10 protein-coding genes and 1 pseudogene are annotated in these 13,144 nt (G+C 58.3%); 4 read left to right on the forward strand and 7 right to left on the reverse strand.

The features are described from left to right. Positions 1 to 27: 27 nt before the first annotated feature. Complete coding sequence (gene tkt, locus AOA61_RS17700) at positions 28 to 2,082, reverse strand: transketolase (RefSeq protein ID WP_099602269.1); 2,055 nt, start codon at positions 2,080 to 2,082, stop codon at positions 28 to 30. Positions 2,083 to 2,257: 175 nt separating this feature from the next. Between tkt and AOA61_RS17705 the strand changes: the two genes are divergently transcribed. Further along, positions 2,258 to 2,485 carry a YdcH family protein gene (locus tag AOA61_RS17705; protein ID WP_032886572.1) on the forward strand — a complete coding sequence of 76 codons (228 nt, stop codon included), beginning with the start codon at positions 2,258 to 2,260 and terminating at the stop codon, positions 2,483 to 2,485. Between the two features lie 46 nt (positions 2,486 to 2,531). Here AOA61_RS17705 and AOA61_RS17710 read toward each other — a convergent pair whose 3' ends face one another. Then, positions 2,532 to 3,500 (reverse strand): EamA family transporter, encoded by a 969-nt coding sequence (locus AOA61_RS17710; protein ID WP_158234809.1) that lies wholly within the window; start codon positions 3,498 to 3,500, stop codon positions 2,532 to 2,534. A 347-nt stretch (positions 3,501 to 3,847) separates the two neighbouring features. Then, complete coding sequence (locus tag AOA61_RS17715; RefSeq protein WP_099602271.1) at positions 3,848 to 5,224, reverse strand: VOC family protein; 1,377 nt, start codon at positions 5,222 to 5,224, stop codon at positions 3,848 to 3,850. A gap of 199 nt (positions 5,225 to 5,423) precedes the next feature. On the opposite strand from AOA61_RS17715, the gene AOA61_RS17720 reads away from it, so the two are divergent. Next, positions 5,424 to 8,051, forward strand: a complete 2,628-nt coding sequence (locus AOA61_RS17720) for a glucosidase (protein WP_099602272.1) — start codon at positions 5,424 to 5,426, stop codon at positions 8,049 to 8,051. 105 nt (positions 8,052 to 8,156) lie between these two features. On the opposite strand, the gene AOA61_RS17725 is transcribed toward AOA61_RS17720, so the two are convergent. Together AOA61_RS17725 and AOA61_RS17730 are read right to left on the reverse strand one after the other, a co-directional pair. After that, positions 8,157 to 8,471, reverse strand: a complete 315-nt coding sequence (locus AOA61_RS17725) for an SCP2 sterol-binding domain-containing protein (RefSeq protein ID WP_099602273.1) — start codon at positions 8,469 to 8,471, stop codon at positions 8,157 to 8,159. 56 nt (positions 8,472 to 8,527) lie between these two features. Then, positions 8,528 to 9,238: a histidine phosphatase family protein gene (locus AOA61_RS17730; RefSeq protein WP_032886565.1), complete on the reverse strand. Its 711-nt coding sequence runs from the start codon at positions 9,236 to 9,238 to the stop codon at positions 8,528 to 8,530. 207 nt (positions 9,239 to 9,445) lie between these two features. Here AOA61_RS17730 and sohB point away from each other — a divergent pair, with 207 nt between their 5' ends. After that, on the forward strand, positions 9,446 to 10,471 hold the full coding sequence (gene sohB, locus AOA61_RS17735) for a protease SohB (protein WP_017135929.1): 1,026 nt from the start codon (positions 9,446 to 9,448) through the stop codon (positions 10,469 to 10,471). 319 nt (positions 10,472 to 10,790) lie between these two features. Then, a complete protein-coding gene (locus AOA61_RS17740) occupies positions 10,791 to 12,359 on the forward strand; it encodes a TerC family protein (protein WP_032886560.1) in 1,569 nt (522 codons plus the stop codon). 19 nt (positions 12,360 to 12,378) lie between these two features. Here AOA61_RS17740 and AOA61_RS17745 read toward each other — a convergent pair. Both AOA61_RS17745 and AOA61_RS17750 read right to left on the reverse strand, forming a co-directional pair. Next, positions 12,379 to 12,669: pseudogene (locus AOA61_RS17745) on the reverse strand (thioredoxin family protein); the annotation flags it as partial. Positions 12,670 to 12,743: 74 nt separating this feature from the next. Further along, entirely contained in the window at positions 12,744 to 12,992 is a 249-nt protein-coding gene (locus AOA61_RS17750) for a hypothetical protein (RefSeq protein WP_032886558.1), read from the reverse strand. Positions 12,993 to 13,144: the final 152 nt, after the last annotated feature.

A 13,144-nucleotide genomic window follows, 5' to 3' on the forward strand; every position in this document is an offset into this window, starting at 1 on the left:
GGGGGCAAGCCCCCTCCCACAGAGTGATCAGTGTCTGGTCAGTTGGATTTGTGCCTTGGCCTGCTTCACCACATGTTCCACCGTAAACCCAAACTTCTCCTGCAACTTCGCCAACGGCGCCGAAGCCCCGAAGCTGTTCATCACCACCTTGGCGCCGGTTTGCCCGACATAGCGGTCCCACCCCAAAGGCCCAGCCTGTTCCATCACTACGCGCGCCGTCACCGCCGGCGGCAACACACTGTCGCGATAGGCCTGGTCCTGTTCTTCAAACAACTCCCAGCTCGGCATCGAGACGACTTGTGCGGCAATCCCTTCGCCCTTGAGCTGTTCATAGGCCGCCACCGCCAGGCTGACTTCGCTGCCGGTACCGATCAAAATTACCTGGGGTTTATCCGCCCCCGCCAACACATAAGCGCCTTTGGCTGCACCGGTCGCCGCTGCGTATTGCGTGCGATCCAGAGTCGGCAGCGGCTGGCGTGACAGCACCACACAGCTCGGCCGATGGGTTTGCGCCAGCGCAACTTTCCACAGCTCCAGGGTTTCGTTGGCGTCGCCAGGGCGAAGGGTCAGCAACCCTGGCGTGGCGCGCAACTGCGTCAGGTGCTCAATGGGCTGGTGCGTCGGCCCATCTTCACCCACGCCGATGGAGTCGTGGGTAAACACGAACACCACCGGCAACTCCATGATCGCCGCCAGACGGATCGGCGGTTTCATGTAGTCGCTGAACACCAGGAAGGTCGAGGTGTACGGCCGCAAATACGACAGCGCCATGCCATTGGCAATGGCGCCCATGGCGTGTTCGCGAATACCGAAATGCAGGTTGCGCCCGCTGTAGTCATCAGCGCTGAAGCGCCCGGCACCGTCGAAGGTGAGGTTGGTCTTGGTCGAAGGCGACAAGTCCGCCGAGCCGCCGAGCAGCCAGGGGATTTGCTGGGCGAAGGCATTCAGTACCTCGCCACCCGCCGCGCGGCTGGCGACGCCCTTGGCATCGGCGGCAAAGTCGGGCAGGTCAGCCTGCCAGTGCTCGGGCATCTCCCCGGCGCGCATCCGCCGTAGTTCATCGGCCAATTGAGGGTCGAGACGGGCCAGGGTCTGGTTCCATTGCTGGTACAGCGGTTCGGCGCGGGCGTGCAGGGCGTCGCGCAAGAGCGTGCGCGCCTCATCGGGCACCAGGAAGCTGGAATCCTGCGGCCAACCATACGCAGCTTTGGTCAGGCGGATTTCGTCATCACCCAACGGCTCGCCATGGGCGGCGGCGGTGTTGTGCTTGTGGGGCGAACCGTAGCCGATCACGCTGTCGACCACGATCAGCGTCGGCGCGCCGGTATTCGCCTGGAAGGTCTCCAGGGCTGCGCTCAGTGCCTGCAAGTCGTTGGCATCGGTGACGTGCAAGGTGTGCCAGCCATAGGCCTGGAAACGCTTGATCACGTCTTCGCTGAAGGCAAGCTCAGTGTGGCCTTCGATGCTGATGGTGTTGTTGTCGTAGATCCAGCACAGGTTATCCAGCTTCAAATGGCCGGCCATCGACGCCGCTTCGCTGCTGATGCCCTCCATCATGTCGCCGTCGCCACACAGGGTGTAGACGTTGTAATCGAACAGCACCTGTTCGTCATGGTTAAAGCGCTCAGCCAGCCAACGCTCGGCCATCGCCATGCCCACGCTGTTGGCACAGCCCTGGCCAAGGGGGCCTGTGGTGGTTTCCACGCCTGTGGTCATGCGGTATTCCGGATGCCCCGGCGTCTTGGAGTCGGCCTGACGGAATTGCTTGATATCGTCCAGGCTGATCGCCGGGTGCCCGGTGCGCTTGCCATGGGCATCAATTTCTTTCACACCGGCCAAGTGCAGCAGCGAATACAACAGCATGGATGCATGCCCCACTGACAACACAAATCGGTCACGGTTGGGCCAGTCGGGATGCTCGGGGTGATAGCGCAGAAACCGGCTCCACAGCGTGTATCCCACCGGCGCCAGGCCCATGGGCGTGCCCGGATGGCCGGAGTTGGCCTTCTGCACGGCGTCCATCGCCAGGGTGCGCAGGGTGTTGATGCATAGGGTGTCGACAGTGGTTGCGGCGTTAGTCATGAAACCGGTCTCCCTCAAGTGACGATCTACTGTGGAGGGCCGGGCGCCGCGAAGGTTTGATCCCATTGCCGTTGCCGCGACGAACGGGGACGTATTGACTTCAAACATGACAAGACCCTTTGCAATGGTCTAGCTTCAAGGGCGTAGGCCATTGATCAACTTGCGGAGGTACGTCATGCCAGTGAAACACGACCTGTATCAGGATTTGGGTTTGAGCAAGGAAGTCGTTCACGAACGCAGGGCGAGCGATAAACGGCTGGACTCGCTGCTCACCCAATACGACGCTGCCGACGGCGAGGTGCTCCGGGCGGAATCAGAAAAGGCCGACGACACGGTGGTGGAGGTGTTGAAGAAGAAACGCCTGCTGATCAAGGACGAAATCGCAGGGCGCCTCGACGCCTGAAACGCGGCAAGGTTTGTTCAGATTTGACTGAGGGACATCGTGGGAATCACTCCTTATGATGCGCCCCGTCCGCCCGGCTCTGGGGACGTTTTGCAGCGCAAGGATTGTGCTGTTGAGCTGGGTGGACTCCTTCAGAATCGATTGAGAATTGTGCCAAATTTGAAGTGGCGGCGATTTTCATGTCGTAAGCAAGGACGGCGATTAACATACCCGCCGTCATGAAAATAAGTGTTAACGATAGAGTCGATATTTTTTGTTCGTTGAAAAGCACGCCAATAGTTAGTAGGGCGATAGGTAGGGTGAACTGTATAAGTCCGGTAAGGGCCAAGGGCATTTTTCCTGTGGCGAAAGAAAACATTAGCAAAGGTATGATAGAGATTAATCCTGCGAACCAGATTAGCCCGCTTGATCGGTCGGAAAGTTCGCCAGGTAAAATGATGGGTAAGTCGAATAGCCAGATGGCGAGCGCTAAACCAGCAGTCAGGAAAGTAGTTTCTAGGAATAAGCCATTCACAGCGTCTACTGGGGTGGCTTTTTTTAGGTATGTGTACGAGCCCCAAGTAGTAGCGATTAATAAATAAATCCAGTGATTTAAGGTGTTGCTAAAGGCGATGAGCAATACAATTGCGATGAATGAAATTGAGATTGCCAGAATTTTCGTGTGCGTGATTCGCTCTCTGTAAATTGAAATGCCTAATACAATGGCGATAAACGGGGCTAGCAGATATCCCAAGCCGCTTTCCAAGACATTGCCGTTAATTGAGGCGCTTATAAAAGTCAGCCAGTTGACGGCGACAAGCAAAGATGCAGCGCAGTGAATGAGGATTGATCGCGGTGTCAGGTTTTTTATTTGATTGACTTTTCGGGGTGTGAATATAAAAAATGAAAGCGCGGCGGTAGATAATATGATCCTGTAGGTGAGTACTGTTAATGGCGGAATCTCTTCAAGTGCTTTCCAATAAAGGGAAGATGCCGCCAAGATTAAATTTGCGGAACCAGAAATAAGTATTGCCATGCAGAGCGCTGCTCGATAGGGTTGTAGTGGTCGCATGACTTTTATTCTGGTCGATGAGGGAAATCAATGTTTCCCGCCTGGGATGAATGAAGAAAGCTATTCCATTGTCAATAATCTTTGTAGGTAAAACACAGCGCTAGTTGACGTTGTCTTGACCTTCTCTGTTCGACACGATTGCTGTTGTTAGTCAGCGTCGTACCGAATTGGATTTATTACAAACTGCGAACTTCCTAAAATAATGTAGGGGGTTTCCGCTACCGGTAGTTTGTAAGGGCGTGAAAGACCCCTCTGCGCCCTTGACTATCGCGGCGCAAGGATGTGCTATTGGGCCGGGTGGACGCTGTCTTTCAAGCAAGCAGCGCTTCAGTGCACGCATCGATCGAGCGCTGTTGGGTCTCGCTGTACAGCTGCAATTCATCGATGGTCCTGCGCCCCAACGCCTTTTCGAATTCCGCCTGGTTTGAATTGGCGGCGTAATGACTCTGTGCCGCATCCCCCAAATTCGACTGGAAAATCCCCGCCGCACTTACCGGCAGAAAATCCTCATACACCAACGGCTCTACATCCACATGACCGGCGGCGATCAGTGCTTGCAATGTGCGTGGTTGATCGGCGTGGCCGCGTGCCGCCAGGCCTTGTTCCGTGGCGAAGTAGCGGAAGTACGCCAGGCCTTGTTCGCGCATCTGCCCGTGGTTGTCGGGGAAGGCCTGGAAGTGTTGTTCCATCAAGTGCATGTAGCGCGCGGCGTTGGATTCGTTGGGGAACGCGCCCAGTTCGTCGCGGGCGGCGTTCAGCAGTTGGTCGTAGAGGGCGCGGCCTTTGGGCGTGAGGGCGACGCCACGCTGTTCGATTTCACCGAAGCGGGCGCTGTGGCTGCCTTGGGCGTCGGTGAAGGCGATGGCTTCGTCGAGGGCCTTGAAGCTGGTCTGGCGCAGCAGGATCGGGCACTGGCGGCGCGGTGGGCCTTCGATCACGGCCTTGGGGGTTATGCCCTTGGCGGGCATGGCGGTCTGTACCTGATCAATGTCCAGGGTGCGCGGGGTGAGGTGGTTGATGTGCGGCCCCTTGAAGGCCACCACATCGGCGATCAGGCGGTGCTGGTCACTGAGTTGCTGGTACTGCGCGGCGGTAACGGTGGCGGTGTGGTGCCAGCGGAAGGTTTCCAGGGCCTGGCGGATGAATTCGGCGGCCTCGTCGGCATTGAGGCCGCCGTTTGTTTCCGCTTTTGCGATAAGCGCCAGGGCGCCGGTGGTGAAGATCGAGCGCTTTGCCAATGCAGTTTCGGCGAAGGCGCGAAGTTCGGCATTCTCGATCAATTCCAGGCGCAGCAGGGAGGTGAACACCCGAAACGGGCTGGCTTGCAGCGCGTGTTCATGCACCGCGCGAAATGCTGTGGAATGCACCGGCACGCCGGCTGGCGTGAGGTCGTAGTAGCCCACGGGCTGCATGCCCATCACCGCAAACAGGCGGCTGATTGTGGCCAATTCCGCTGCTGTGCCCAAGCGAATGGCGCCGTGGCGTTCCATGTCCAGACGCTGGATTTCGCCGGTGCGTTGCAGCTGTTGCGCCAGGCTCGGTTCGCTGTCGAGCACGCGGCTATTGGTCTCGGCCACCAACTCCATCAGCGCGCCATACAGGGGAACTTCATCTCGGTACATATCGGACATGGCCTTGGAAAACCCCTTGCGGATCTCGTCTGGGCTGACATGTGCGGTACTGGGCATAGAAAAATTCCTGATGACGGTGGAGAGGGTGATGGTCTTTTACTGGATTTTGTTGGGCCCCAGGTGCGCTTGCAAACGAAGATTCCTCTGGACTTCATTCTGCAAATGAATGAACGGCATTCTCTGCCAAGTCTTCATGTGCACGCGGGTGTGGATGGGTTCTACACTGCTCCTCACCTTGTCGGCGATGGAGGACCCAATGACGGCCACGCCCGTAACGCAAACGATTGAAGGCCAACGCCTGGCCACTGAAGACGCCGAGCGCTGGCGCGAATGGGGCCCGTACCTGAGTGAACGCCAATGGGGCACCGTGCGTGAAGACTACAGCGCCGATGGCGATGCCTGGCGCTACTTTCCCCATGAACACGCGCGCAGCCGCGCCTACCGTTGGGGTGAGGACGGCCTGGCCGGTTTCAGCGACAAGGCGCAACGCTGGTGCCTCGGGCTGGCGCTGTGGAACGAGCGCGATGCGATCCTCAAGGAGCGGTTGTTCGGTCTCAACAACGCCGAGGGCAACCATGGCGAGGACGTCAAGGAACTGTACTTTTTCGTCGATGGCGTACCGAGTCATGCCTACATGCGCATGCTCTACAAATACCCCCATGCCGCCTTTCCCTATGCTGACCTGATCACCGAGAACGCCCGTCGCGGGCTGGGTGATGCCGAGTATGAAATCCTCGATACCGGCGTGTTTGAGGACAACCGCTATTGCGATGTCAGCGTCGAGTACGCCAAGCAGCAGCCTGACGATATTTTCATGCGGGTCACGGTGCATAACCGCTCGGAGCAGCCGACGCGTTTGCAGGTAATGCCTCAACTGTGGGCGCGTAACGACTGGAGCTGGACCTTTGATGCGCCCAAGCCGCAGTTGCGGCTGGACGGCGAGCAGGTGTTGGCCCGTCATCATGAATTGCCGGATCGTTATCTGAGTGCCTGGGGCCAGGATGGTTTGGAATGGTTGTTCTGCGAAAACGAAAGCAATGTCGTCAAGCTGGACGGGCAGGTGGCACCGGGCCCGTTCAAGGATGGCATCAACGATTACGTGGTCAGTGGCGCTCAATCGGCGATTCGCCGGGACACCGGTACCAAGGTTGCCGCGCGGTTCATCCTTGAACTGGCAGGGCAGGAAAGCAAAACTTTGTACCTGCGCTTTGCCCCCGTGGATGCGCCCGCGGCCAACGCCCGTAAGTTGTTCGAGCAACGTCGTCAGGAAGCCGATTACTTCTATGCGGCCCTGCAACAGGGCATTGGCGATGCGGACGCTCGCAATGTGCAGCGCCAAGCCCTGGCTGGCTTGTTGTGGTCCAAGCAGCTCTACTATTTCGACGTGAACCAATGGCTCGATGGTGACCCAGCCCAGCCAGCGCCGCCGCCTGAGCGCCTGCATATCCGCAATACCCATTGGCGGCACCTGTCCAACTTCGACATCCTTTCCATGCCCGACACCTGGGAATACCCGTGGTATGCCTCGTGGGACCAGGGCTTTCAGGCGGTGGCGATGGCGCTGATCGATCCGGGTTACGCCAAGCAACAGTTGCTGCTGCTGGTGAAGGATCGCTTCATGCATCCCAACGGCCAACTGCCGGCTTATGAATGGCGCTTCGATGATGCGAACCCGCCGGTGCATGCCTGGGCCAGTTGGCGGGTTTACCAGCAGGACAAGGCGTTGACCGGTGTAGGCGACATGGATTTTCTAGAGAGGATTTTCCATAAGCTGCTGCTGAATTTTTCCTGGTGGGTCAACCGCAAGGACGCCGAGGGCCGCAACTTGTTCCAGGGCGGTTTCCTCGGGCTGGATAACATTGCGTTGTTTGACCGTTCGGCGGCATTGCCGCCGGGGTATCAGTTGGACCAGGCCGACGGCACCGCGTGGGTTGCCGCGTATGCCCTGGACCTGATGCGCATCGCCCTGGAACTGGCCAGGCGCAATGCCGTGTACGTGGATATTGCGGTGAAGTTTTTCGAACATTTCCTGTATATCGCCGGTGCCATTAACCGGGTCGATGACAGTGCCGAAGGTTTGTGGGATGAGCAGGACCTGTTCTTCTACGACGTGCTGCACAGCCCCGATGGGCAGAACGAGCCGGTACGTTTGCGCTCCATCGTCGGCCTGATGCCGTTGTTCGCCGTGCTGGTGCTGGAGCAGCGCGAGCATGAAGGCCTGGAGGGTTTGCGCGAACGGTTGCTGGGCTTTATGAAACACCGGCCGGACTTGGCTAAATTGGTCTCACGCTGGAACGAGCCGGGGCAGGGCAATCGCTTGTTGCTGGCGTTGTTGCGGGGCGAACGTACAAAGGACCTGCTTCGGCGCATGTTGGAGGACAGTGAGTTCCTCTCTGCGTTTGGCGTGCGCTCGCTGTCCAAAGCCTTCGCCGAGCAGCCCCTGGCGCTGAAGATGAACGGCGACACCCTCAGCGCGCGTTACCAGCCTGGCGAGTCCGACTCACGATTGTATGGCGGCAACTCGAATTGGCGGGGGCCCGTGTGGATGCCTGTCAATTACATGCTGATTGAATCGCTGCGTGAATTTCATCGGTACTACGCGGATAACTTCTCGGTGGAGTACCCAACGGGCAGCGGGTATCTGTCATCCCTGGAGGAAGTGGCTGAAGGCCTCAGTCAGCGGCTGACCGGGCTGTTTCTAAGGGACGACAATGGATGTAGGCCATCGATGGCGGGCTATTCGCAATTGGAAGCGGACCCGCTCAGCCGTGATCTGGTGTTGTTCCATGAGTATTTTCACGGGGAAACCGGGCGCGGGTTGGGGGCGTCCCATCAGACGGGGTGGAGTGCGTTGGTGGCGTTGCTGCTGCAACCGAAGGTCTGAGTTGCACTGCTGAGCTGCCGCCTCGGACCTTGATTGATCCCAGGTTAGTTGGCAAAAAAAATCCCGCCTGGAGAGGCGGGATCGAGATGCAAGCTTGCCTGTGAATCAGGAAGGGAACAGCTCACTCAGTTTCATCGCGAGCATCATGTCGCCTTCAGTGCGCAGTTTGCCGCCCATGAAGGCCTGCATGCCGTCAGTCGAACCGTCGACGATGCCTTCCAGGGTCGCGCTGTCCATGACGAGGGTCACTTGTGCGTCCGGGTTTTCACCTTCATGCAGTTCGCAGGTTTTGTCTTTGACGACCAGGGAAAAGTTCTTGGTTTCATCGATACGGAAACCGAATACCAGGTCCAAGCCGTCGGCAGCGCTTGGGTTGAATTTGGCTTTCATTGCTTCTACAGCTTTGGCTACGTCAGTCATGGTTTCGATCCTTTTGGGTGGAGTCCAGTGACCTTGGGGTCACGGTTGGCCGCACTTCATCGGAAGGTGATGAGTTGCGGCGCCTTCAACAGTTGCAAGTGGCTATGACTGTTGAAGGAAGCCAGTGCCACCTCGCGACCGCGGAATTTCAGCTGGTTGAGCGAGGTGTTAACAATTTGCCAGTTCAGTTCGAAAGCCTGTGTAGCAGGCATTCGGGTAATCAGGTGGAGCAGGGCGGTGATGGTGCCGCCGGAGGTGAACACGGCGATTTTCTGTGTGTTGTCTGCGGCATCGAGAATGCGTTGCAAGCCACCCTGAACGCGCTCGACAAACCCCAGCCAGCTTTCCAGTCCCGGCGTGTCATAAGTGCCGGCCAACCAGCGTTCAATGATCAGGGCGAAGATGCGTTGGAATTCGCTGCGGTTCTGCGCGGCATTGCGCAGGATGTCCAGAGCGTCTGGTTCGGTGGTGAGGAGGTCGGGGAGCAGGGCGCGGATGATCGCTTCGGCATCGAATTCGTTGAAGGCGCTGTCGGTTTCCAAGACCGGAACCGGCAGGCCAAGGGCGCGGTATTGATCGAAGGCAGCCGTGGCGGTGTGCTGCTGGCGGCGCAGGTCGCCGGCCACGCAGCGGTCGAACACGATGCCCATGTCCGCCAGGTGGCGACCGAGCACTTGTGCCTGCTCCACACCAACGGGCGACAGGACGTCATAATCGTCTGCACCGAAGGAGGCCTGGCCATGTCGAATCAGATAGATGCTGCCCACGTCCGTTTTCCCGGTACGTTGAAAGTCTGGCGAGGTTATGGGGATGCCAGGGAGCTGTCAATGAAAAAACATACGCTTGTTTTAAAAGCTCCTTAGAGGCCTTGGCTGCCGACGGTTTGATCACTGGCCCGAATGCGGTGCCATCGGTATGCTTGGGCAATCCGCGCCTGGCGCACTGCTCTTGTAAATGCACTTGTAAGGAGTCACATGGATTTTTTGGCCGAATATGCCAGCTTCCTGGCGAAGACTGTCACCCTGGTGGTCGCTATTCTGGTGGTACTGATCAGCTTCGCCGCACTGCGCAGTAAAGGTCGTCGCAAATCCGCCGGCCAACTGCAGGTCAGCAAGCTCAATGATTTCTACAAGGGCCTGCGCGAGCGCCTGGAGTCGAGCCTGCTCGACAAGGATCAGCTCAAAGCGCTGCGCAAGTCCGAAAGCAAAACTGAAAAGAAGAACAGTAAGAAAAAACCCGAGGCCAAGCCACGGGTGTTCGTGCTGGATTTCGACGGTGACATCAAGGCCTCGGCGACCGAGAGCCTGCGCCATGAAATCACCGCATTGCTGAGCTTGGCCACGCCCAAGGACGAAGTGGTGCTGCGTCTGGAAAGTGGTGGTGGCATGGTGCACAGCTACGGCTTGGCCTCGTCACAATTGGCGCGTATCCGCCAGGCGGGCGTGCCATTGACCGTGTGCATCGACAAGGTCGCGGCCAGCGGCGGTTACATGATGGCGTGCATCGGCGAGAAGATCATCAGCGCGCCGTTTGCCATCCTGGGCTCCATCGGCGTAGTGGCGCAGTTGCCCAACGTCAATCGCCTGCTCAAAAAACACGATATCGACTTTGAAGTGCTGACCGCCGGCGAATACAAACGCACCCTCACCGTGTTTGGCGAAAACACCGAAAAGGGCCGCGAGAAGTTTCAGGAAGACCTGGATATCACTCATCAACTGTTCAAGAACTTCGTGTCGCGGTATCGCCCGCAGTTGGCGATTGATGACGTAGCCACGGGTGAAGTGTGGCTCGGCGTTGCAGCCCTCGACAAACAATTGGTCGACGAGCTGCAAACCAGCGACGAATACCTGGCCACCAAGGCCAAGACCGCCGAGGTGTTCCACCTGCACTATGCCGAGCGCAAAAGCCTGCAAGAGCGCGTGGGTCTGGCGGCCAGCGGTTCGGTGGACCGAGTGCTGCTGACCTGGTGGAGCCGGTTGACCCAGCAGCGGTTCTGGTAACCCGACCTTCAGAATGCATGGTGTCCCCTGTGGGAGGGAGCAAGCCACCTCCCACAGGGGTATGGGTTTCAAAGACAGGTTTTGTAATAGTTTTGCGTTGTGGGAAACTTGCTTTTCGCCTGTAGGATTCAAGTCCTTTTTGTTATTTCAGGATTTGCATGAACACCCTCTCGGAGCCCCCCAGTCGTCTTTCCCCAAGACATCCGCTGCTGCCGTTCCCGCTGAAACATCCCGTATTCCGACTGCTAACCTTGTTCCGGTCCACTGACCGCGCTTTGCCGTGTCCGGCATTCTGAAACCTAGATAGAGATTTATATAAATGGAATGGTTAGCGGATCCAACGGCCTGGCTCGGCCTGTTGACCTTGATTGTGCTGGAACTGGTGCTGGGTATCGACAACCTGGTGTTTATCGCGATCCTGGCGGACAAGTTGCCACCGGAGCAGCGTGACCGTGCGCGGTTGATCGGTTTGTCCCTGGCATTGCTGATGCGCCTTGGCCTGCTGGCGAGTATTTCGTGGTTGGTGACCCTTACCCAGCCGCTGTTCGAGGTGTTCGACAAGAGTTTCTCCGGCCGTGACCTGATCATGCTGTTCGGTGGTGTATTCCTGCTGTTCAAGGCCACCATGGAATTGCACGAGCGCCTTGAAGGGCATGTGGCTCAGCGCACTGGCAACGTGGCGTATGCGATGTTCTGGCCGATCGTGGCGCAGATCGTGGTGCTTGATGCGGTGTTCTCCCTGGATGCGGTGATTACCGCCGTGGGCATGGTGGATGAGCTGGCGGTGATGATGATCGCGGTGATCATTTCCATCGGCCTGATGATCGTGGCGAGCAAGCCGCTGACGCGCTTCGTGAACGCCCACCCCACAGTGATCATGCTGTGCCTGGGCTTCCTGATGATGATTGGTTTCGCCCTGACCGCCGAAGGCCTGGGTTTCCATATTCCGAAGGGTTACCTGTACGCAGCCATTGGCTTCTCGATCCTGATCGAAGTGTTCAACCAGATTGCCCGCGCCCGTCGCAAGAAATCGGCGCAGGGCGTGTTGCCGGTGCGCGAGCGTACTGCCCATGCGGTGATGCGCTTGCTCGGCGGTCGCAGCCTGGCGGTAGAAGAGGTGGGCGAAGACGTGGCCGACTTGCTGGGCGAGACAGATGCCAATCAGGGCCCGCTGTTTGATCGACGTGAACGAGTGATGATCAGTGGCGTGCTGCAACTGGCCGAGCGGCCGATTCGTACCTTGATGACGCCGCGGGCCAAGGTCGACTTTATCGACCTGGCGGACGATGCCGACACGATTCGCCTGAAACTGATGCATTCGTCCTACTCTCGCCTGCCGTTGATCCGCAACGGCGTGGTGGATGAGCCGTTGGGCTTCGTGCATAAAAAGGAACTGCTTAAGGAATACCTGGCCGGCAACGAGCCGAACCTGGAGCACCTGGCGCGTCGAGCGATCAACCTGCTGGAGAGTTTTTCGATCCTCAACGCCCTGGAACAGATGCGTCAGGAATCGACCCACATCGCCTTTGTGATCAACGAATTCGGCGACTTCATGGGCGTGTTGAGCATGACCGACATTCTCGAGTCCATCGCCGGTGAATTGCCGGATGCCAGTGAGATCGAAGGGCCGGATATTGTCGAAGAGGGCGATGGCTTCCGTGCCAATGGCGCCTTGAACCTGACCCAGATTCGTCAGCGTACCGGCTTCAAGGTTGTCGCGACGGAGGATTACCAGACTCTGGCCGGGTTGGTGATGAGCCTGCTCGACCGCCTGCCCGTGGTGGGCGATAGCCTGGAGCATGAGGGCTGGCGCTTGACGGTGGCTGCGGTCGAGGAGCGGCGGGTGACGCAGGTGGTTTTGCGCGCTTGTGGGGGGCATAGAGCATGAATGCGTTTTCGATCGTCTGCACTTGTTCGTCCTCGGGGCCGAACCCTCTGAACGTCTGCATCAGTGTGCCGTTGAGATAAATCAGCAGCGTTGGGGTACCCGTAACCTTCGGGTGCCTCGGGGTTTTCGCGCAATCAAGTACCAGGCTCACCACTGAGCGGTACTTGCGGGCAATCCTCTGGAACAGCGGCCCGGAGATCGCGCAGCCCGGGCAGTGATCTGAGACAAACAGCAGGAATACCGGCCGCGACGTGCTCAGTACGCGCTGGTAATCCTCGGCATTTGCAATGGTCGCGGTGGCAACCCCCATGATGATCTCCTTACGAGCGGCGCGGGTTTCTGCCAACGCTAAGCTCGAGGGTCATCGTCGTCTACTGTCAACCTTCACAGGTCCGCGTCACGCTCCAGGCGTTCGCGGGCCTTGCGTGCCTGGTTCGCGCACTTGCGGTATTCCTCATTGTCACTGGACGCTTTGGCGCGGCGATAGCCGTGGTGGTTTTGGCTGCTGTAATTGATGTCGAAGGCTTCTTTGAGCTTGCGCAATTCTTCTTTGCATTCGCGGCGGTCGTTGTTGGCCGACGCGCTGCCGGCGGCCAGAAACGAAAGCAGTACCAGGGTGAGACTGAGCTTCATCGCAATGCAGTCCTTGTCGTTGGGTGTGTGCCAAAGGCTAGCCCAGCACAGGGATTTTTCCATGGGGCGGGCGCACCGTCGGGGTGCGCGGTAACGGGGCGGTGACGCACGCCAATGGCGCTGTGATCCCCTGTGAGGCCTTGGGTAGCAAT

Origin of the sequence: Pseudomonas sp. 2995-1 (assembly GCF_002742505.1) — a bacterium.
GTDB lineage: Bacteria > Pseudomonadota > Gammaproteobacteria > Pseudomonadales > Pseudomonadaceae > Aquipseudomonas > Aquipseudomonas sivasensis.

Excerpts from the sequence above, each read along its gene's own strand:
- AOA61_RS17710 (WP_158234809.1), bottom strand. The coding sequence starts at position 3,500 with ATGGCAATACTTATTTCTGGTTCCGCAAATTTAATCTTGGCGGCATCT.
- AOA61_RS17715 (WP_099602271.1), bottom strand. The coding sequence starts at position 5,224 with ATGCCCAGTACCGCACATGTCAGCCCAGACGAGATCCGCAAGGGGTTT.
- AOA61_RS17750 (WP_032886558.1), bottom strand. The coding sequence starts at position 12,992 with ATGAAGCTCAGTCTCACCCTGGTACTGCTTTCGTTTCTGGCCGCCGGC.
- AOA61_RS17725 (WP_099602273.1), bottom strand. The coding sequence starts at position 8,471 with ATGACTGACGTAGCCAAAGCTGTAGAAGCAATGAAAGCCAAATTCAAC.
- tkt (WP_099602269.1), bottom strand. The coding sequence starts at position 2,082 with ATGACTAACGCCGCAACCACTGTCGACACCCTATGCATCAACACCCTG.
- AOA61_RS17740 (WP_032886560.1), top strand. The coding sequence starts at position 10,791 with ATGGAATGGTTAGCGGATCCAACGGCCTGGCTCGGCCTGTTGACCTTG.
- AOA61_RS17705 (WP_032886572.1), top strand. The coding sequence starts at position 2,258 with ATGCCAGTGAAACACGACCTGTATCAGGATTTGGGTTTGAGCAAGGAA.
- AOA61_RS17720 (WP_099602272.1), top strand. The coding sequence starts at position 5,424 with ATGACGGCCACGCCCGTAACGCAAACGATTGAAGGCCAACGCCTGGCC.
- sohB (WP_017135929.1), top strand. The coding sequence starts at position 9,446 with ATGGATTTTTTGGCCGAATATGCCAGCTTCCTGGCGAAGACTGTCACC.